This is a genomic window from Chryseobacterium sp. KACC 21268, assembly GCA_028736075.1.
Lineage (GTDB): Bacteria > Bacteroidota > Bacteroidia > Flavobacteriales > Weeksellaceae > Epilithonimonas.
Genome location: CP117875.1, coordinates 3,066,181 through 3,089,673, shown reverse-complemented (window position 1 = coordinate 3,089,673; position 23,493 = coordinate 3,066,181). Strand labels below are relative to the sequence as shown.

Below are 23,493 nucleotides of genomic sequence, written 5' to 3'. Positions count from 1 at the left end.
ACATGCTCTTATTATAGAAATCTTTGAATTAAAGATGTTGATTTCTACAGGTTTTGCTATTAGTCGGGGAGGAAATACTAGTGACTATATATATTGTGTTACAATGAAGAATCTAAATAATTGGTAAGGTTGTATTAAAGTAATCTTACCAATTAGTATTCAGAAAATTATATATTTTACCTAAGTACAAGCACGATCACAATTGCGTTGGCGTAAAATGTTAGGGGCTTATATCTCTACTTAACAATTTTCAAGGCTTATTTTTTTTAATATTTGAAAAATTAAAATTTACATATTTTAGTGTCGATCGGAGTGAATAATTTAAATATAATTTTATTTCGGTTAGGAATATGTATTAGTTACTAAAACATAGGAGGTTATATTTTTTTCGTAAAACAAATTTTACACTGCTTCATCAAAAATAAATTAGGAAAGAGCATTTGCAAAAGGTATTATTATGACTAATTTGATAAGTTTTTTTACCATTAAAATTTCATGTAAATTTAAAATTTTAATGTTAAAGCAGTTCGCTAATAAAACTTTTAGATAAGCTAGATTTCGATTTGAAAGTATTTTGTATATAACAAATTAATAACTATATTTTATATTAATTTATTCTAGAATTGTTCAAACTAGAACAAAACAATCTTAACCTGGCGAATCCTAATTATTTATTAGTTTATTATCTATTGACATTCGATAATATGAGATTTTCCAAAGATATAAATATGAACCCACATCCGAGTCTCTATAAATTTATGTAACAGAAAGCTTAGAATTAGTTGAGTTTGATAGATAACATAATATGCCAGTGTAAAGTAATGTTTAAAAGAGGATTATCTAATTTCACAACGTTAATTTGAATGTACTAATCTGCTTTGCATTTAGTTTTAATTTAACGATATTCCCATAACAAACCTAAAAAAGGAGAACAAATAAATGCTCTCCTTAAAGATGTACTTCTAACTTATGATGAATAAGTTGTACAAGTATACAATATTTGTATTAACTTTGTAATGTCTGTTAGAAGACTACAATAATTTTCAAAATGAAGCTGTCTTTTTTATAAGATAGCTTCTTTTTATTAATTAAAGTTACAATACGTGAAGCTATATTAAATGACATATTATTTGCATTACTAAGCGATTTAATTATGAAAATAATACTGTATAATTTTTTGAATCATAAATAATTAATACAAAAAAAGAAAGAAATATTTTTAATGACGATAAGACATACTAGAGGTTATTGATATCATTCTAATGGATCGTGTTAATCTCAAAGAACTCAAATGATATCTGGAAAAGGCATCGGAATTTTGCCTAATCTTATTTTAATGAAAGATCCAATCGCTGATATTTGTGGTGTTGCTGCAATAAATTTGTAAAGAAAAATGAAAATTTTAAGAACATATTCCCCCTTTTGCCGTATATTACCAATTATCATATTGTTTCATTACAATATAATTGTAAAGCAGAGGATCACTTAAAGAAACTGTTCGATTAAACGAACTTTTGTCTGCGATAAATAAATATATTTATAGAATATAACCTGAGATTTTCCATCGTGATAACTTATCTTCGATTAATCGATATACAGCATAATTAGTTGGCATAAAAATTTACTACGGACTTAATATATGTCTTTCTCTTCGTCGTTAATTATTAAGATCTAAATAAAAACAAAAATAGTGGACTTTTCATTAAACATTGGGCTGGCAAATGGTATTGCCACATTATTTTTCTTTTGCCTGAGCGTATATTTTTATATGGAGATGATCTCCTTTAAAAAGAGGGCATCAAGAAAAAAGCAGTTGATCGGGGACTTGCAAAAGCATATTCAACAATATAATGAGATTCGAGGTTTTTCGATATTTGATAGGGCGGTAATTGAAGATGATCAGAATCTGAATCGAAGGCAGCGGGAAGTTTTGACACTCATGCTTGATGGATTAGGAAATAAGCAGATTGCGGAGTCTCTCTGCATCGAGGTTTCCACGGTCAAATATCATATAAGTAATATATATAGGACATACGATGTACATTGCAGGCAAGTCCTTTTTGATAAGCTGATGGAGAATAACATAATAACCTGTTCCCCTGGTGAAGATCTGACTAAAAAATAAAGATTTAAGGGGAGCTTTATCATAGAGATCGTAAACTGTTGTAAAAGTTTTAAAGATTAAAATTATTCTTATGAGGAAATTCTATTACAAATAAAGCATGGTGCTGTATTTTTATAGGCCCACAATTTTATGTACGAGTCAAAAGTGGTAATTTCTATTAATAGTTTGCTGTTTCTAGTATGGGAAAGTGGTCACGAAAAAACACTCGAATGCTTTAGCTTGCTGTTTTTTTTCTCACCGATGCTAAACCATACAACTCATCGTGCGGATGATGATTTTAATTATACTTTTTAATCAGAAAGTTATGCGTATGCTTTATCGGATGGTTGTAAGCAAACATAATATCGTCTAATAAACGCCAGTTCTGAATTACGTGAAAGATAAATACCAGTCTGTTGTCCATTCTTATGCTTTTTGATATTCCGTAATGGTTTATCAATTTTTGAGAATTCAAACCCCACGTCTGTTTTAATGGAATGATCAGCTTCTATCACCTTAGTTGCGAAGTTGGTGGTAACATTCCAACGCAGGCAGAAGCTTCCGTCAATGATAGCAGCAGGCTGTAAAGCACCGCATTCTCACGGACTTTTGTAAGCCATAGAAATTCTGCTGATCCTAAATTGTAGGAGCGCCTTGCTAATAACAATTCTAATTTCTTTTGTATTTCTTTATTAAACTTCTTTTGTAGCCGGTTTTAAAGCCTTATATTCGATAATATACAGCATAGCTTCTCAGTCAAAGGCAGGGTACGCGTACATTCTTCATCTTCACTTTCTCTTCTTTCAATTGTTTGTATCGTTTTAGCCCCCCCGAATTATCCGACCGGATTTACTCCGCAATATATAGAAAGCCTGGCGACAGGTACCGTTTACCCGGCACAATTCTACGTCCATCGTAGTTCTTCACTATCTTTGCAATCTGCTCCGTACCGAATCTGCTCTTTCCATATCCTTTTTTCAATTAAAGTTAATAAATTTATAATTTTAAACTTTACTGGTTTTTTTTGGGGCTACACTTGCAACCATATGTTTTATATTATTGGGATAAACCGATTATAATTCTACAAGTATTTTCACGATATATTATAATAAAACACAGCTTCAAAATACACATTTTTGATAATTTATAACATTTATGTTTATGACTATTCTAATTTTATTAAATTCTTGAGATACTATTTATTGCTGTATTTAATGATATGAAAGGTAAGACTTTCATCAACCAGTTAATGGAATTTAAGGAAAACGAGCTTTAAGCTCGATGGTCCAAATCTTAATACATCTTGTCGAATTCATTTAAAATGAAAGAAATTTACATTTCAAGTAAGCAGTTTTGATCTTTGCTTTAAAAAATTTACTCACCGAGCGCGAATATTAATAACCCAGTCATAGGCGATCTACCTTTACTATTATTTTCTACTAATATGATCTTTCTTTTGCTTTTCAATGAGTTTTCGATAGATATATTGCTCTATGTTTTACTAGAGATTTAGCGTAAATCTCATAAGTAAGTTTACGAAATATTCAAACAATCGGATAGATATTGTACCGTCAGAATACGTTATTGCATTTTCTAATTGAGATGATGATCCAGTAAATTTTGCAGCCTCGCAACAATGTCACCATTGACAGATTTTTAACTTATTAACTGGCGTTTGTAAAATCGATTTACGTAGTTAAGCATCAACACTATCTTATCGATGATCATAATCACTGGAAGTAATAATAATTTTGACAATATTTTAGTTTTCTCAGTTCCTTGAGATAAAAATTATCTTCTTGAACCTCCAAACAATTTAGATTTTGCCAACTTTATATTACGGAATTGCTTTCCTTGAAATGGCTAATCACTTGATGTTGCCTATTAAGCAGTAGAAAAAGCTTGCTGACTTTGCAAAATGGAATTAAAGCGTAAGAGTTTTCGTTTAAGCTTTTCGAAATATTAAATATTGTTTTTATTTGTCAAGCATAATTCATTATCATTAAATTTATGACATATTTGTCGTATTTTAATTATTAAAATTTTATCTTATGAAAAAAATCTTTACTTTGTTAGGAGTTGCTATAGTTGCAACCAACTCCTTTGGACAAGTTATTACTCAGAGTGGATCCCAGACTGTTTCACCTACGGGATCCGTTGCCTGTGGTAGCCAGGCTAACGGCTACACTGCCGATAATTCTTATATTAGAGTTTTTAAATTATCAGATTATGGTATAGCGAACGACTATAAGATTACTAATGTTTCATTTGGTGTTCAGACAGTAAATTCTTCATTCCCGGTAGAAGTCAACATTTACAATTGGACAGGGGGTGGATTTCCTACCGGTAACGCTACGTTACTCGGTACATCAAATGTTGATCTCACCGCATCGAGCGCAGTAACAGTTGTAAGTACAGGTACAAACTTAAGTACTACTGTAACAGCAGGTTCAACATTTGTTGTTGAAATTTATCATGATGGCGATGTAACTCCTCCTCAGGCATTCTACATGGGAACCAATACTGCATCTCAAACAGGGCCTTCTTATTTGTCTTCGGAAACCTGTGGCATTACTACTCCCACAGCAACTGGAACCGGAGGGCTTGCAGCTTTTGCAACGGCTCGATGGGTGATGAGCATAACTGGGGTAAATGCCACACTTGGAACGATTGATGTTGTCAATTCCAGACAATTGCAGATTTATCCGAATCCAGTTAAGGATATTTTGAACTTCAAATTATCTGACGGATTGAAAGTGGAATCCGTTGAAATTTATGATCTTTCAGGTAAACAGTTAAATGTGAAAAACTCTAGATTGGTGTCTTCTATAAATGTGTCCAATTTGATAAAAGGTAATTACATTCTTCGAGTTAAGGCCAATGATGGCAAAGTCCATATACAAAAAATTATTAAAGATTAATTTTTTGTTTATTATATAATTAAGTTGGGGCTGTCTTAAAAAGATAGTCCTTTCTTTTGTAAAAAATGAAAGCTTTTAGTTTACAAATAGTTGTAAGTTAATTAATTTGCTGTATGTCAACTTCTTTTAAAGTATTATTTAAGAATTACAACCCAAAGAACAGTTTCTTTTTCGTCCGAATTTATTGGAGTTGATATATGAGATACATACTGTGAGAACTGTTTTATACATAATTGATGGTTTGGATCTTAAAAGCCTTATCAAAATAATCAGATCTGATGTAACAGTTGCAATTAAATTGCAAAAAGGCATCGAAGAATTTAAGAACATACCCGTTCTCCTGATCAGTGCCAGCAATCATATTGCTTCCCTTCAAAGTGATTGTGAAGCTGAGGATCACATCAAGAAACCGTTCGATCTTAAGGAGCTTGTGTGTTCCGTTAATAAATATGTCCTGTAGATCATTCCGGTTATTTTAAAATAAGTCAGTTTTTTACCTCCAGCAACAATATCTTCTAGATCTGTTGTTATAGTAAATATTGAGCTGGCTTTCAGCATTTCTCTTTCCTACGAGCGGATGATCACATTTAATCAGCTTTTACATTATGATCAATTACTTTTCGGCATTAGGTACTGAGGCGATCTTCGGGATCCTTAAACAATCCAATAATCCTACAGTGATCTGTATCGGACGAGATCTGAATATCCAATTTGTTAACGATGCAGTGCTCAATATGGGGCAAAGGTGACTCGATCAAGGGATTGAGATTTGAGGGTGCACTGCCAAATATAAAGAGCAACCCCTTACAGCTTCTAAATAATTATTTATAAATCATATCTGGTATAATTGTTGTTTACTAGGACGCACCTGGTAGAAATTTCCTTTTCTGAGGAAGTATCTATTACTTCCAAAACTTACATTCAATTTTAATAAAACAATTTAAAATTATATTTTATGAAATCAAAATTAACCATTTTGTCGTTGGCCTTTGCGTGCCCGGCAGTGATGTTCTCGCAAGAAATGATGCAGACAACCACAAACACTAACTCTGTTGAAAGAACTACTTTAAAATCAGACTCTACAAGATTCAACAGCTGGTCTGTTTCATTTGGTGGTGGTATTCCATTGATGCAAAACGCAGATTTGAAATCTATCCAAAGTGGTAACACGCTTGTAGGCTATTCAGCTTATTTCAGTATAGACAAGGCTCTTTCGCATTCATTTGGTTTGAAGTTACAATACGACCGTGGTGAGACAAGACAAGGTTATTTCAATACTAAAGATGCAGCACCTGCCAATGCATCAATTTCTTTACAAGTTGGAGCAAGAACACAATATGATGCAATCTCACTCTTGGGAGACATCAATTTCTCAAACCTTCTTAGAAGAGTTGATAGCAATGCAGACTACAGATGGGCAATCCACGGATATGCTGGTGTAGGTGTATTAGCTTACAGAGCTTACCAAAAAGATGAAACTGGACAAAGATTAATGACAGAAAACAAACCATTTAAGTTCAACTCACTATTCGGACAGGCTGGTGTTGGTTTGAAATATAAAATCAGTAATAGAGTTGATATCGAAGGTAGAGTAATGTACGTTGTAACCGGAGACGAAGCATTTGACGGTGGTGGAAGTGATCAATACAGTGCTGTGAACAGAATCAGTTCTCATACTTCTGATAACTTCTTCAACCCGACGTTGGGTCTTACCATCAACTTGGGCAAAAACAGACCAAACCTAATGTGGCATGACCCATTGGATGAGGCTTACACAAAAATTGACGAACTTGAAACAAAAATCGATAACATCAAATTGTGTAAAACAGGAGATGCTGACAATGATGGAGTTTGCGACGACTGGGACAGACAGCTTGATACTCCGGCAGGTGCTAGAGTGGATGGTGCAGGTGTAGCATTGGACGTTGATATGGATGGTGTAATCGATCTTAATGATAAATGTGTAACAGTTCCAGGTCCGGTAGAAAACAATGGTTGTCCTGTAACGAATTCAGACAATGGTATGGTATCATCTGACGAAACTGCAATGAGTGCAATCGAATTCGATCTTAACTCAGACAGAATCTTGCCAAACAACACGCCGATTCTTAACAGCGCCATCAGTTACATCAATTCTACCAGCGGTTCTTACACTGTTGTAGGAGCAACTGATACGAGAGGAACAGAGGCTTATAACCAAGCACTTTCTCAAAGAAGAGCGGACAATGTAAAACAATATTTAATTACGAATGGCGCAAGCTCTTCAAAATTGGATGCCATTGGAAATGGAAAAACAGATCTGAAATATCCAGAATGTGATCCTGCTTCAAAATGTCCTGAATGGAAAAACAAAGCTAATAGAAGAGTGTATTTTAAAGCAAAATAAATTTTACAATTCTATATTCGAAGGCTGTCACTCGTGGCAGTCTTTTTTTTTTGCTCAATCATGGAATGAAATTTAACATTCCAAGATCAATTTTAGACCATTTTATGTTACATTTGTGAGTTTATGATTATTAGAAAATCCTTATTATCATAGTGAAAACTGTTGTGATAACTCTAGCATAGATTTTATCACAATATTACGTAGCTAATATTGCAGAGTGTGATTAACTTCTATTATCAGATGATGTTAAAAAATTTGTAGTTTATATATTGATTAAATTGTTTTTTTTTAGTATAATGAACTTCACACGCCATACTACATTCTTTCAAGAAATTAAATTTTAAATTTTAAGATTTGAAAAAACTCAATAAAGGAAAACTATTTAGACGTATCATCAGAACCATCATTGCGATTGTGGTTTTTTTTGTGTTGCTCATATTTAGTTTAAGGCTGCCATTCGTTCAGAATTTTATTAAAGATAAATTGATTGTCTACCTTGAAGGTAAGATCAAGACCAAAGTAAGTCTGGAAAAGGTTTACATCGGTTTCCCAAACAGCTTGGTCATCGAAAATCTATACTTGAAAGGTCAAAAGGTTGATACACTTTTGGCGGTGAGAAAATTCGATGTCGGATTGGATATGTGGCAATTGATCAAATCAAAAGCGGATCTGACTTCAATTGATCTGGAAGGTGTTCGTGCCAATGTGGTGCGTGATCCGCAAGGGAAATTCAACTTTGATTACATAATGGATGCGTTTGCGACTTCGGAAAAAGAGGAAAGTCCATCCAAGCCTTTTATTATTTCTCTTGATAAAATTAATCTTAAAGATATCGGTGTTACATTCAACGACCAACAGTCGAAAAATGACATCAAGGTCTACTTCAATTCATTTGATACGCGGGTGAAAACTTTCGACCTTCAAAATAACAAATACGCGGTCAACGATATCAATCTGGATGGTTTAAAATTAAAATTGAAACAAGATCTGATCGAAGAAGTTTCCAAAAATGTGGAGGAAAAAGTGGATTCTCTCAATCAGAAAAAACCAATGCAGTTGGGCTTGAGCGGAATCAAACTGACGAATTTCAATATCGATTACGGTGACGATAATTCTAAAACTTTCGCGAAGGTTTTATTTAAGGAATTGAGCACCAAAGTCAACAATCTCGACCTTCAAAATAATGCTTATGATGTTGGAAATGTTTATTTGACAGGCGCAAACATCAATGCCAACTTGTTCCTTCCAGCTTCAAATGCGAATCCGAAAGAGGAAAAAACGCCTGAAGTTTCAAAAAATAGTGCGCAGGAAAAAGCGATGAAAGTCCTTCTCGGAAAGTTGATTTTCAATGACGTGAAAGTCACTTACAACAATACAGCGGTGGCGCCAACCAAAACTGGAATGGATTTCAACCATCTTAATTTTGGAAAACTGAATGTCGACGTTCGTGATTTCAAAATGGAAAACAATGGTTTTGCAGGAAGTGTGAGATCGGCTGAGATCCAGGAAGCGCGAGGTTTGGATATTCAAAAATTCAATACGGATTTTGTTTACTCGGACAAAGAAGCTTACTTGAAAGACCTTTATCTTCAGACTTCGAAAACCATTTTGCGAAATGAGGTTGTCCTTAATTATAATTCCATCGAGCAATTATCTGCAAATCCTGGCGCCGTCAAGATCTCTGCAAATATCAAAGATTCCAAAATTGGTTTTGCTGATATTCTGAATTTGGTTCCTACGCTTAGAAATACCGCGCCATTCAACAAATATCCAAACGCAATTCTGTCCGTTAATGCCAACGTAAAAGGTTTGGTAAATGACCTTTTGATCAACGAACTGAGAGTTTCTGGTCTGGATCAATTGCGCGTCAATGCCTCAGGTAGAATCAGAAATGCGATGAATCCTGACAATCTGTATTACGATTTGAAGATTGGCGAACTGGCTTCATCTGGAAGAACAATTTTCAATTTGGTTCCAAAAGGCACGATTCCATCCAATATTTCTTTGCCTTCGCATTTCAGCATCAAAGGCTTTGCGAAAGGCACGACGAAAGTTGTGAATACTAATCTTAGTTTGTATTCCACACTCGGAAACGCGGGAATCAAAGCGCAAGTTGATATGCGTAGAAAAAACCGTGAGTTGTACGATTTGAAAGCCAACTTGCAAAATCTACAGATCGGGAAGTTCATTCAGAACAAAGATCTGGGTGCAATTACGGCGCAGATCTCTGCGAAAGGTGAAAGTTTTGATTTCAAAAATGCAAATGCGAACCTTGTAGGAAACGTGCAATCGGCGACTTACAAAGGTTATCGTTATCAAAATATGAATTTGGTAGGCAAGATCAATCGTGGCGCTTACAACATTGTTCTCAATTCCAAAGACCCAAATGCGAATCTTAAACTGACAGCTTCTGGTGTTTACGACGACAAGAATCCAACGGTGAAAGTCAATGGGAATATCAATAAATTAGATTTGAACAAACTTGGTTTTTACAGTTCGCCAATGATCTTGGCTGGCGCAATCGATGGTGATTTTAAAAGCCTTGATCCGGATAATCTGAATGGTTATTTGAATCTGAAAAACTTCGCAATTTCTGATACGAAGGAAGTTTATCCGATCCAGGAAGTGAATTTGTTGGCCGTTTCTACAGCGGATTCAACGCAGATCAAATTCAATTCTCAGATTGCGGATGTGGAACTGAATGGAAAATACAAATTGACCCAAATCTTCGGGGCTTTGTCGCAAACGATGAATCAATATTATCAATTCCAAAAACCAGGAAAGGCAGCGAAAATCGATGCTGGACAATATTTCACGGTCAATGCTACGATCAAAAACGACGACTTGATCAGAAAGTTCGTTCCGGAATTGAAAAGCTTTGAAACCATCAATATCACTGGAAACTACAACGCTGATTCTCAAAAAATAGAACTCGATGCAAAAATCCCGCAGGTTTTGTATGGCACCAATTCGCTTGAAAATACAAACCTGAAGATAACCAACGAAAATCAAGCTCTACAATATAATCTGGATGTTGCAGCTTTGAAGAGCGAAAGTTTTGCTTTGAACAAAGTCAATATCAATGGTGATGTCGCCGATAATATCATTAATTATAACATCACGACCAAAGACGATAAAGACGCTACACAATTCCTGATTGCTGGTAACGCCAAATCGATGAATGACATTACAGAGATCTCTTTGAACCCGAATGGTTTGAAGTTGAATTATATGGATTGGGCCGTTGCTGACGGTAACAAGATCCAGATCGGAAGTCAGGGGATTTTTGCGGATAATTTCAGACTGTCAAATTCTGGAAGCGAGATCTTGGTTCAATCAGAAAACACGTCGCCAAACAGTCCTTTGAATGTCACTTTGAAAGATTTCAAAATCGAAACCATTACAGAGATCATCAAGAAAGATTCGCTGTTGGCAAAAGGAACGATCAACGGAACAGCGCAGTTGAGAGACTTGAACAAAAAAATGAATTTCAATGCAGACATCAATGTTTCCGACCTTTTTGTTTACGGAAGTCCAGTTGGGAATCTAGCTTTGAAGGCCAATAATACTTCGGCCGATATCATCAATGCAGATATTGCGCTTTCCGGAAACGAAAATGATGTGAAGATCACTGGAAATTACAACACTGCAGCAAGTAGTTTTGACCTGAATCTGGCGATGAATCAACTTCAGATGAAAACGCTACAAGGCTTTTCTATGAATGCAATCACCAACACAGAAGGTTATCTCTCAGGTGATCTGAAAATTACAGGCACAACGACTGAACCGAAAATTCTCGGCGATGTGAAAATGAATAATGTCGGATTGATGATTGCGCAAACTGGAAGTGATTTCAGAAAGATCAATGATAAAATCGCGTTCACCAACCGAGGAATCGAGTTTGATGATTTCAAAATCAATGATAAGGACGGAAATTCGCTTAAGATCGACGGTCAGGTTTTGACTCAGACCTACAGGGATTTTGCCTTCAATCTTGACATCAATGCCAAAGATTTCAAAGTCGTGAATTCAGAAAAATCAAATGACGCTTTGATGTACGGGATCTTGTCTATCGACGCTGCTTTGAAGGTAAGAGGAAACCTAGACCTTCCAAAAGTCGATGGTAGACTGGCGGTTTCGGATGATACAGATTTTACATTTGTGTTGCCTCAATCAAGTCCATCGTTGCAGGAAAGAGACGGCATTGTAGAATTCATTGACCAAGACCAGATCGCATTGAACAAAACCATCGTTACAGATTCTTTGGCTGCCAAAAACCAGATCAAAGGAATGGACGTGAGTGTCAATATTGAAGTGAGCAAAGAAGCCAAAATGTCTGTGGTCATAGACAAAGCCAACGGTGATTTTGTGAAACTTCAAGGTGAAGCAGAATTGACCGGCGGAATCGACCCATCCGGAAAAACCACTTTGGTCGGCGTTTACGAAGTAGAGCAGGGAAGCTACGATATGACCGTGAGCCTTCTGAAACGTAAATTCGAGATCCAAAAAGGAAGTACAATCACCTGGACGGGCGAACCGACCGCAGCAACGCTTGACATCACGGCAGTTTATAAAACCCAAACCGCGCCGCTGGATCTTGTGGAACAGCAGATCAGTGGAGAAAGTGCCGCAATGCTCAATCAGTATAAACAGAGAATGGAATTCAATACTTTGCTTCAAATGAAAGGCGAACTGTTGAAACCGGTCATCACGTTTGATATTACGACGGATGAAAAAAATAACTCTATTTCTTCCAACGTAAAAGATGTTGTGGATCAAAAATTAGCACAACTAAGAACGGAAGAAAACGAAATGAATAAGCAGGTTTTCGCATTGCTTTTATTAAATAGATTTATCGGTGAAAATCCGTTTGAAAATAGTGCGGGACTTTCCACCGAAACTTTGGCGAGACAAAGTGTGAGCAAGATCCTATCGCAACAATTGAATAATTTGGCTTCCGATTTGATAAAAGGTGTTGACCTTAATTTCGATCTGGAATCCTCCGAAGATTATTCCACAGGAGCTCAAAACACCAGAACAGACCTGAATGTCGGCTTAAGCAAAAAACTACTGAATGACCGATTGAAAGTATCTGTAGGAAGTAACTTCGGATTGGAAGGCGATGCCAGACAAAACGAGAATACGACCAATATCGCAGGTGATGTCACAATCGACTACAGCCTCTCCAGAGATGGCAGATATATGTTGAGAGCTTACCGTAAGAACGAATATCAAGTCGCTTTGCAAGGACAGATCGTGGAAACAGGCGTTGGTTTCATCATCACTTTGGATTATGATAAATTCCGTGAGATTTTCCAGAGTTCCAAGCGTGAGAAAAGAAAATTAGAAAGACAAAAAAACAATAACCAAGTAGTAGATTTTAAATAATAATGAAGAGCCGATTTCCAATCCATTTTAAGCCAGTCATTGCCTTGTCGTCCATCGCGATCATCTCATCTTGCAGCAATACCAAATTTCTGAAAGATGGACAAATGCTTTACACAGGCGCCGAAGTTAAGATCGAAAACGACAGCATTCCGAAGAAGCAAAGGAAAGCTTTAAAGGCTGAACTCGAAGAAAATCTGACGCCAAAACCCAACTCAAGTTTTCTTGGTCTGAGACCAAAATTATATGCGTACAATATTGCCAAAGAACCTAAGAAGGAGAAAGGATTCAACTATTGGTTGAAGTATAAATTTGGTGAAAAACCTGTCTTGTTGGGCGATGTCGATAAGGAATTCAACAAAGATATCTTGGTCAATTATTCTGAGAACAAAGGCTATTTCAATGCGCAAGCGAAGTACGACACGGTTTCGAAGAATAAAAAAGCACAGGTCATTTACACGGTAAGACCTGGAAATCAGTATTTGATCAGTCAGGTCAAATTCCAGGAAGATTCGACTTTGGTCAATCAGGAAATTCAAAATTTGAAAGACAAATCTCTTTTGAAAGTCGGAAATCCATTTGATCTCGGCGTCATCAAAGCCGAACGGGAAAGGATCGACAATGGACTAAAGGAGAAAGGTTTCTACTATTTTCATCCAGATAATATCATCGTCCAGGCAGACAGCACCGTGGCAAAAAATCACAAGGTGGAACTGAATGTCAAACTGAAAGAACAAACGCCAGACCTTGCAACGCAGCAATTTTCCATTGATAAAGTGGTGGTTTTCCCCAATTACAACATTCGTGATGTGAAAGACGGCAAATACACTGTTCCGATGAACGCAGATTCCCTTTCCAAATATGCTTACGAAGATATCTACGTGATCGACCCGGATCATAAATTCAAACCAAGGATCTTTGACCGCGCTTTGTACTTTAAAAAAGGCGATGTCTACAACCGTAAAGACCACAACTTGACTTTGAGCAGATTGATCAGTTTAGGCGTTTTCAAATTTGTGAAAAATGAATTTGTCGTTTCAGATTCTTTGAATCATAAATTCGATGCCTATTACTTATTGACACCAAGACAGATCCAGTCGTTGCGTTTGGAAACTTTGGGACGAACCAACTCGGCCAATTATGGTGGAGGCGAGGTGAACCTGAACTGGACGCACAGAAACTTCTTCCGAGGCGCTGAGCAGTTCAAAGCGGCTGTATATGGTGCTTTCGATGTTCAGTTGGGTGGACCAAAAGATGCGAACAACATCATCCGAGTTGGGGCGAACACCCAACTTTCCATTCCGAGAATTGTGGCGCCTTTTAGATTTAATTCTTCCAGTGCATTCGTTCCTAGGACCAACATCAACCTTGGATATGAATATCAAAGCCGTACGGAATTGTACACGCTTCACAACTTCAATGCGTCATTTGGTTACGTTTGGAAAGAGAACGTCAGAAAAGAACACGATCTGAAGGTCATTGATATCACGATGGTCGCGCCTCAAACGATAACCGATAAATACCGCCAACAAATCAACGGAGACCCTGAAAATGGAATTCCTGCGAATCCAACTTTACAAAGGGTAGTGGACAAACAATTGATCTTTGGACCAACTTACACTTATACTTATACCAATACAACTTCGCCAAAGACCAACACGATCTATTACCGTGGAATGTTGGATCTGGCAGGAAATATCACTGGACTTGTAACCGGAGCGAATGCGAAAAAAGGTGATCAGAAAAATATTTTCGGCGTTCCATTCAGTCAATATGCGAAGATGGAACACGATTTCAGGTTCTATCATAAGTTCAATGAGAAGACAAATTTTGCTTCCCGAATCATTGCCGGAATTGCCTATCCATATGGAAACTCAGAGTTTGTGCCTTACTCCAGACAGTTCTTTGTCGGCGGAAGTAATAGTATTCGAGCTTTCCGAGCCAGAACGTTAGGACCGGGAAGTTATGATCCGAGAGTTCAGAATGCAAGTTTCTACTTTGACCAGTCAGGTGACATCAAACTAGAAATGAATGCAGAATACAGAGCCAATATCTACAAATTCCTAAATGTAGCGGCCTTCGTAGATGCAGGAAATATCTGGTTGGTGAATGATGATATCAATGAACAAGGCGTCAATACCAGACCTGGCGGAAAATTCTCCAAAGATTTCTTGAGTGAAGTAGCAGTCGGCGCTGGAGTCGGTTTGCGATTGGATTTCTCGATCTTGGTTTTGAGATTGGATCTTGCAATGCCTTTGAAGGTTCCTTACTACGAAAAAGGTGACCGTTGGGTGCTGGATAGAGTGAAATTCGGAGATAGCGCTTGGAGAAAGGATAATTTGATATTGAATATTGCGATCGGCTATCCTTTTTAAAAACAACAATAATATTAGAACTAAGGTCGATTTAAAATGGAGATGAGCGCGCGATCTGGGTACTGAGACAGCTATTCTTGCTAGCGCCAATTTCTCTATTCCAGGACTTTATCATTAAAGTTGTGAGTGAAATACAGATATAGTTTTCAGCATTAATTTATAAGATGCAATGAATATCATTTGACTTTATGATGACAAATCAAGATCATCGTATAGTTAAAGCAGTTTCAATCCTTAAAGCTGCAAAGAAATACTTTCAGAAAACTCGATCATAAATACCGTACCAATATTAAGCTCACTTTCTACAAATATTTTTGCACCAAGCTTATCTGCTATTCTCTTCACAATAGAAAGACCAATCCCCGAACCTTCAAAACCTTGAGTATTAGGCATCCTCTTGAAAATCTCGAAAATATTGGATTGATCGCTCAGGTCCATACCGATACCATTATCTTTTATATAATAAATAATCTTACCCTCCCCCTCATTTTTGCTGTATACTTCTACTTTCGGTGACTGGTTTTTGCTACTATATTTGATAGCGTTTCCGACGATATTTAAAAATAGCTGATATATAAGTGTTCTCTCACCCCAGATAGGCAAGCAAGGACCTAGATCGAATAGAAGATTTGTGACCTCATACTGATATTTCGAGTTTTCCGCAATAGCTTCTATCTTAGGTGTGGGATCGATCAACTCAAGCTCAAACTCAATATTCGTTACCTGAGACATTTTGTAGACCTTGTCCATCATGTCATTGATCAGTTTAGAACTTTCAATGATATTTTCTGCCAGCTTTAATCTCAGCGCATCTGGCATGTCCTTTTTACGAATGAACATCTGAGCTGAGAGCTGAATCGATGTCAATGGATTTTTAAGATCATGGGTTAAGGTGTACCCGAAAGTTTCCAAGGCGTTATTCGAGCGGATTAGTTCTTTGTTTAGCTCTTCGATCTCTCCTCCACGCTGAGCAATGGAATGCTGGACAATGTTTGCTACATCTTTTAAGAATTGAATGTCCGAGTGTTTCCAGGCTTCTGCTTTCCCTTTTGTGATCTCGATCCAAGCTTGAAACGAATTTCTTGGGGAAGCATAGTTCACATTATTATGCGGATCATATCGGATTACCTTTTCGGGTTTTCCGGCCCAGGTCTCCTGCACGATCCTTTCTTTTCTGAAAGCATACAGATACCACCCTGTTGCTGGCATAAGGTCAAGTCTCAAAATTCCTGGGAGAAATGGATTTTTATCATCTATAGATACTCTGCTGACCTGATCATAGGCATCCGTGAAATAAATAGTTTCATACAATCTTTCTGAAATAAATTTTTCAATTTCCTGTAATTTCTCATCATCTGGGATCTGTCCGAACGTGTACTTACCATAATCGTGCTTAATTACCAGACCATTAGCAGATATGATCTCCATGATCTGACCGCCAAATCTTTCCAGTACTCCATATTTGTCCCTCGTGATCAGCAGTTCTGCCTTCAAGTCTCTTTCCAAAATGCCCATTACCGTCTGGGAAATAAGCTTTTCTTTCTGAAATTCCGCCAGATAGTAGTTGACTGCATACTGTGTCAGAAATACACATAGATGTCTTTGAGACAGGTCTACGTGTATAGGCGTATGATGCTGACAAGTAACCATTCCCCATAGCTCGCCCTCCACAATAATTGAAAAGCTAGCGCTTGCCCGCATGCCTGAATTCCTAATGTATTGAAGATGGGTGGGAGAGAGTGCCCTGATACTGCACCTGGTCAGGTCGATCTCTTCTGCTGAACGCCCTAATATCTTGAATACTGGAGCATCTACGTCTGCCGTATGCCTTGCATGGAAGATCTTGTAAAGTTCGCGGGCCTGCTTCGGAATGTCAAATTCCGGGTAGCGAAATCCCATCAAAGATTCTATATTGTCATTCTTGGATTCGGCTACGACCTTTCCTCCTTTATCTTCAAGAAATTGGTAGACCAGGACACGGTCAAAACCGATAATCTCTCTTATCAGATGCGTCAGGGACTGCCAAGTACTTTCCAGTTCTCTATCTTCTATAAATTTTGCGTAATAATAAAGGCTTGTACTTTTGATTTGCTCCCTATGAGCGAGTTCGATCTCTACATATAACTTGTTATTGTGTCTGTATATGCTGATGTAGTAGTGTTGTTCGTTAAGGAGGATCCTTTCAACATAACGATAGAACAAGTTTCCTGAAATTTCCTTCTCAATGACCGCATGGGTGAGTTCAAGTTTTGGCACTATATCATTTAGGATATCCTCCAAAAAATTTCCAACGATTGTCGCGGCTGTGAAAGATGTGATCTCGGATATATTTTCGCTTGCAGCAATACAACTGTAATCATCGAATACAATCAGATAGCCCAGGTCCTGGATGTTTCCACAGAGATGGATCTTTTCTTCATGACACTCTATTGTACGCATAAGCTATTCGATGTTTGGGGCAGGATTATTAAAAAATAGATAGTCTGCAAATTTCGCATTTAATTTAACAAATCCTACAATACGCTGATAAATATTTACTATATCGGAAAGCTTGAAAACAAAAGATGTAATCAAAATTATAGAATCGATTCAACAAGTTAAATTTGTATTGTTAACGATGGGTCAAAAGTAATGATAGACCCTAAAGACTGCAATGACTCACCCTAAGGTGAGTCTACAGATGATGATATTATGGGAGCAATTAGAAAAACACTGTCATCCAATACAGAAAACAAGGAGAAACTTGCAGAAGCTTGTGATGTGAACGAGATCCCTGCCAATATCTCCCTGCGCTGGAAAATGCAGATCTTATATTGTATCGACAATGACATCGCACTGTTCAGCAAATTGAAAAGGGAATTTCCTACGCTCTCTGATCAGTTTCTGGGAAGACGTTTGAAGGTGCTGTAGGATGAGTCATTGATTATTTCCAGAAATATCGATGATGGGATTCCTCCATAGGTACATTATGAGACAAGTGCAAAAGGTAAGGAGCTTTTGAAGCTGATTTTGGATCTGCACAACTGGGGTCAGAAATGGTAAAATCCCAGAAGTCGCACGATCAAATAGATTATTTAATATGTGATACCGAGCAGTCATACTAAAATCTAAAGCATTTTTAAGATCACATTACACTTTAAATTGTATTGATCTTTATCTTGATACTCGATAATTCCTCCTTTTGCCTCTTCCTGGTGAATTCCTATAATAAAATGTTTTGTCATCACTTTCCAGCACGATCTCTTTGGAGATCTTAGTTTCAGAATGTTCAAAAAGGATATGTTTTTTTTGGAAGGATAGTGCATATTTTGTTGCAATTGAAAGAATCAAAATGAATTCAGACAGCATCATAATTTAGGTCTAGTAGTTATAGTTCATTCCATCAATGAATAATGGTAGACAAATTAATAGCAAATAATTTTATTAATTGTATTACGCTGTAAATTTTAATTCTAAAAATGACAAAAATCACTAGATTAATTGTTTAGTGCTGAATAGAAATATTGAGAAAGTTACATTATACCTACGCACTAATAGCGATGCATTCTTTACGATTGCAAGCAATGTACTATTCCAATTGAATAATTGCAATGCAGCACTTTTAAATTATCTTAACAAACGACATTGGCCAAATCTTTTTTTTGCTCATTTCAGACCATATTAGTTTAATAGACCCTGCTAAAATAACCAAAGTGGCAGAATACTAGATTTTATATATTTAAGATCATACTATTCTCTGGAGGTACATTTTTGCTGACAAATTTCTTAAAATTTAGTTTAGATTGTAGTTGCTTAACAACAAACTTATCATAAAGTTTACATATTTCTCATCTGCAATAATCTGATCAATTTTTTTTGTTTTGTATTGATGAGAATTGATTGTATTTATAAGTTTTCTGTAGTGCTCCAGATCGGTATCTTTTAAAAAGACTCTGGTATTTCCCCTTTTGTTCTCTATAAGCTGGTTGTCCGATGTTCTTACTTTGAATATTGTTTCCAAATGAATAGGATTCTGTATCATGTTTCCTTTATACCTATCGATGATATTGATCTTAAAGGTTGCAAACGTTATCGAATTAAAAATAGTTTTGGTGCCGTTGGGCTGTACATTGAGTTCAAGTTTGTAATTCATGGTATTGTTAACTAGAATATCCCCGGTTTCATTAAATGAAGGGGATTTTTTCAGTCATTATTATTTTGTGATTTGTATAATCTATAGTCTGGTACAAAAATCACATCAACTATTATGCCTAAAATAGTAAAATAATGTTCACCAAAATAAACATTATTTTTTTTTTTATTGTTAATATTGATGCTGTTGTCCACGCAATATATAGTTATCTCAATCTAGATAGTTTATTGGTTTTCCAGTATACGATCCATTTCTAATTTTTGTTATCTTTTCTATGAATAAGATTGAAAAACACTAAGTTGGGATGACGTAGTTCTTTCTTTGCAGCTAATGCAACAACAGCAATATCCAAACGGAGTAACTGGGTTCTGCTGTCACACCATCAACAGTTAAATTTTATTCATTTACCTATCAATGGTCAAGTTGATATTTAATATCGTAAATTATTGAAGATATGGTTTGGTCAGCAAGTCGATCAATTTTTTTCTAATCCACGTACAGTATTCGCGTCGACAGCTTCAAGCTAGCAACTAAAATTTTTTAGTATTACCCATCTCACTCTAATGAGTAATACCTCGAAATATTAATTTTTCCATCATTTGTTAATATTTTTCGTTCTTACGAACTAAATAAAAATAGTGAAATTTTATTTGTTGATTTAAGCACTTGCTATATCTAAAACAATCCTTCCATCGATCTGACCAGCTTTCATTTTATCAAAAACATCATTGATATCTTCTAGTTTTGCAGATGTGACAGTTGCTTTTACCAAACCTTCATTGGCGAAGTCCAGTGCTTCCTGCAGATCTTTTCTGGTTCCGACGATGGAACCTCTCACTGTAATTCTTTTTATAACTGTTTCAAATATTGGTAGTGGGAAAGATCCTGGAGGAAGGCCGTTTAGTGCAATGGTTCCTTTTCTCCTCAATACATCTATTCCTTGTTTGAATGCAATGGGAGATACAGCAGTGATAAGTGAACCGTGCATTCCTCCGACTTCCTTATGAAGGTATTGTCCCGGATCGGTGTCCTTTGCATTTACAACGAGATCTGCGCCCAGCTTTTTCGCCATCGCTAATTTGTCATCTGATACATCGATCGCTGCAACATGCATGCCCATAGCCTTTGCATACTGTACAGCTACGTGACCTAATCCCCCGATTCCTGAAATGGCAACCCATTCTCCAGGTTTTGTCTCAGTTTCCTTCAGCCCCTTGTAAACAGTTACACCAGCGCATAGGATCGGAGCTATCTCAATAAAATTGACATTGGATTTAAGATGTCCCACATAACGTGAATCTGCAATAACATACTCTGCAAATCCACCATCGACACTATAACCTCCGTTTTGCTGTACTTCACAAAGCGTTTCCCATCCTGTGATACAGTAGTCACAACATCCGCAAGCCGAATAAAGCCATGGAACACCTACCGCATCACCTTCTTTTACCATTGCTTCCGGTCCGCACGCTACAACAATCCCAACACCTTCGTGTCCCGGGATCAGGGGCATCTTTGGTTTCGCAGGCCAATCACCATCAACAGCATGAAGATCAGTATGGCAGACCCCGCAAGCGATAACTTTTACTAAAACCTCATATCGTCCCGGTGTTTTCACAGGAACTTCCATGATTTTTAATGGCTGTCCATAACCATGTACAACTGCCGCTTTCATTGTTTTTGGAATCATAATATAATATTTAATTGATTTTTATCTCGTCGTTACAAAGAATTGTAAACCTTCTTAAAAAACATAATTATTTAAATGAAAAAATTATCAATTATACAACTACCTATCTTTTATCCCCTAATGAAGATTTCTGACAAGGCTAAATTACGCCCAAATAGGAGTAATTAAATAGCACGATTATCCATAATAATCGCACGATCACACATATTTAAGATATCACACCACATCTTATAATTATAATTACTTATAATTAAGTGATATCTAATGTTTTATTTTTCTATCGCTCATTGATTCCTAATTGGCAAAGTTTTTGATCAATCAAAATAATCATTTAATCCTTATTATAAACAAGTTTTATCTTGAAATCTAGGAGTACCAATTATGGTTCTCCTATTTTTCTATGAAACGTATTGGATGAGAGTGAAGCAAGTTAATAAAAATGTGGATCTTTCATCTTAATAACCCAATAGAAAGACTATGATAGATTTAGTAAAGCGATATATTTCAAAAAAAATTGAACTTATCAAAATTGAAGTTATTGAAAAATCAGCTCATACAGCTGGTTCAGTGATAATAATTGCAGTTGCTGGTACATTTATATCTTTTTTCTTCCTCTTGTTAAATCTTGGAATAGCCTTTTGGATAGGCGAAGAGTTGAATAAATTATCCTTTGGTTTTCTAATTGTTGCAAGTTTTTATTTATTACTTGCAGTCATAATCTTTATATTAAAAAAATATTTAAAACTCTTTTTTGTTAATCTGATAATTAAAGTAATTAATATTAAAAATTAATTAGATCGCCGTTTTAAAAGTTTATTTTTACGATATTATAATTATTATAGACACCAATTCAAAGAATATCATCCTTAGAATTTCTACATTCAGACGACAGCAACTGTTTTTTTTAAACACTTATTGTAAGCGATTTTTTTTATTTTTTATGGTTTAATCATTATTAAATTTTCAACAAAAATATAGTATGTGATTCAAATCATAAAAAATATTGAAATATTATTAGTAAATTGTCATAATCTTTGATCCTGCTATGTGTTCTACTTCAAAGAGTATTGATCAAGATGTATTTTAACAAAAAAACTAATCCCAAAATGAGAAATTTCATCATTTCCATCTCACAGTTGCTTGCAGTTGCAACTTTTGTTATTGCCACTAATTTTTTGTTGAATAAAATTTTATTGGGCAAAACTCCTTTTGTAGGATTTACAATAATCGTTATCGGTTTTTGTCTGAATTTTTTAATTTTGATGTTCCTCCAACAAAAAACGTCAATATTCGGAGAATTAGATCTGATTAAATATCTGAATATATTCTTTTCCTCGTGGATTATTTACCTTCTATTTTTTTTAAAGGGATTAATATTTAACCCAAGTGCTAATGTAAATGTTATTTTGTTAAGGGACCACAATATCAATATAATTGTAAGTTCTGTTATTGTTCTTATGTTACAACATCTTAACAGAAGGAATAAAAATATTTATAAGTGCACCAATATCTATCTTTTTGTTGCATCTATACTTATTCTATTGTCATGGAGAATAATTTTTATCCACCTGTGATATTTGGGTTGTTTCATAATACAAAAATTTTTAATCTTTATAATTAAAATAAATGTACTGCTCTCTGATTCATTAGAAGATGAATTGATATTAATCCGTCATTTTGATATGAAATATATTATTATTATTATTATTAATATTATTTACACGTTCAAAATGTAGTATGGTGCATATTCCGTATAACAATATTTTAGGTAATGTAAACTTCAAAAATATTGTGATCAGAAGATCATTTTTTTACACATGTACAAAAACTAATATTGAAGATTTTTAGACACATTGGATTCAGATTTTAAGGTTGTATTATTAAAGGATAGCTGCTGACCGGATAGGTATCTTAGAGGACAGATTTTCATCGTAATTAGTAATTAAAATATAGTATATTTGCATCATCATTTAATGGATCTGATTATGGCAATTGTCAAAAAGTATCTCGTATAATTTTGAATGATAAATAATTAATGCCAAAGAAAAAAATCTTGATCTTCGATGACGATGAAGCGATACTTGAAGTTATCCAGATCATCCTCATCGATAGTGGTTTCGATATTGAGATCTCAAAGACCTCACACGATATCTTAGAGAGGGTTTCAGTTTTTCTGCCCGATCTTATTTTAATGGACAATCAAATTCCTGATATCGGCGGTGTTGCTGCAATCAAATTGCTAAAGGACAACGGAGAATTTAAGAACATACCCGTTCTCCTGATCAGCGCCAGCAATCATATTGCTTCATTGCAAAATGATTGTGAAGCTGAAGATCACATCAAGAAACCGTTCGATCTTGACGAGCTTGTGTCTACCATCAATAGATATGTCCTGTAGATCATTCCGGTTATTTTAAAATAATTTAGTTTTTTAAACTCCAACAACAATATACTCTAGATCTGTTGCTATAGTAAATATTAAGCTGGCTGTCAGTATTTC

Annotated in this window: 12 protein-coding genes; 9 read left to right on the top strand and 3 right to left on the bottom strand. The window is 35.7% G+C overall.

Annotated features, from left to right (window positions below; all coding sequences use genetic code 11):
* Nucleotides 1-1,690: 1,690 nt before the first annotated feature.
* From PQ459_14130 to PQ459_14105, 6 genes are all read left to right on the top strand, one after another.
* Nucleotides 1,691-2,125 (top strand): LuxR C-terminal-related transcriptional regulator, encoded by a 435-nt coding sequence (locus tag PQ459_14130; GenBank protein ID WDF46034.1) that lies wholly within the window; start codon nt 1,691-1,693, stop codon nt 2,123-2,125.
* A 2,030-nt stretch (nt 2,126-4,155) separates the two neighbouring features.
* Entirely contained in the window at nt 4,156-5,025 is an 870-nt protein-coding gene (locus tag PQ459_14125) for a T9SS type A sorting domain-containing protein (GenBank protein ID WDF46033.1), read from the top strand.
* Between the two features lie 605 nt (nt 5,026-5,630).
* On the top strand, nt 5,631-5,774 hold the full coding sequence (locus PQ459_14120; GenBank protein WDF46032.1) for a hypothetical protein: 144 nt from the start codon (nt 5,631-5,633) through the stop codon (nt 5,772-5,774).
* Nucleotides 5,775-5,980: 206 nt separating this feature from the next.
* Complete coding sequence (locus PQ459_14115; GenBank protein ID WDF46031.1) at nt 5,981-7,411, top strand: OmpA family protein; 1,431 nt, start codon at nt 5,981-5,983, stop codon at nt 7,409-7,411.
* Between the two features lie 354 nt (nt 7,412-7,765).
* The gene (locus tag PQ459_14110) at nt 7,766-12,799 is read left to right on the top strand and encodes a translocation/assembly module TamB (GenBank protein ID WDF46030.1); all 5,034 of its coding nucleotides are present in this window, start codon (nt 7,766-7,768) and stop codon (nt 12,797-12,799) included.
* Between the two features lie 2 nt (nt 12,800-12,801).
* Nucleotides 12,802-15,171: a BamA/TamA family outer membrane protein gene (locus PQ459_14105; protein WDF46029.1), complete on the top strand. Its 2,370-nt coding sequence runs from the start codon at nt 12,802-12,804 to the stop codon at nt 15,169-15,171.
* A gap of 234 nt (nt 15,172-15,405) precedes the next feature.
* Here PQ459_14105 and PQ459_14100 read toward each other — a convergent pair whose 3' ends face one another.
* A complete protein-coding gene (locus PQ459_14100) occupies nt 15,406-17,610 on the bottom strand; it encodes an ATP-binding protein (GenBank protein WDF46028.1) in 2,205 nt (734 codons plus the stop codon).
* A gap of 252 nt (nt 17,611-17,862) precedes the next feature.
* On the opposite strand from PQ459_14100, the gene PQ459_14095 reads away from it, so the two are divergent.
* Nucleotides 17,863-18,081: a winged helix-turn-helix transcriptional regulator gene (locus tag PQ459_14095; GenBank protein WDF46027.1), complete on the top strand. Its 219-nt coding sequence runs from the start codon at nt 17,863-17,865 to the stop codon at nt 18,079-18,081.
* A gap of 862 nt (nt 18,082-18,943) precedes the next feature.
* Here PQ459_14095 and PQ459_14090 read toward each other — a convergent pair.
* Nucleotides 18,944-19,303, bottom strand: coding sequence for a prevent-host-death protein (locus PQ459_14090; protein WDF46026.1), 360 nt, complete (start codon nt 19,301-19,303; stop codon nt 18,944-18,946).
* 658 nt (nt 19,304-19,961) lie between these two features.
* Entirely contained in the window at nt 19,962-20,978 is a 1,017-nt protein-coding gene (adhP, locus tag PQ459_14085) for an alcohol dehydrogenase AdhP (GenBank protein ID WDF48730.1), read from the bottom strand.
* A gap of 492 nt (nt 20,979-21,470) precedes the next feature.
* On the opposite strand from adhP, the gene PQ459_14080 reads away from it, so the two are divergent.
* Together PQ459_14080 and PQ459_14075 are read left to right on the top strand one after the other, a co-directional pair.
* A complete protein-coding gene (locus PQ459_14080; protein WDF46025.1) occupies nt 21,471-21,785 on the top strand; it encodes a phage holin family protein in 315 nt (104 codons plus the stop codon).
* A 1,243-nt stretch (nt 21,786-23,028) separates the two neighbouring features.
* Complete coding sequence (locus PQ459_14075; GenBank protein ID WDF46024.1) at nt 23,029-23,391, top strand: response regulator; 363 nt, start codon at nt 23,029-23,031, stop codon at nt 23,389-23,391.
* Nucleotides 23,392-23,493 lie beyond the last annotated feature (102 nt).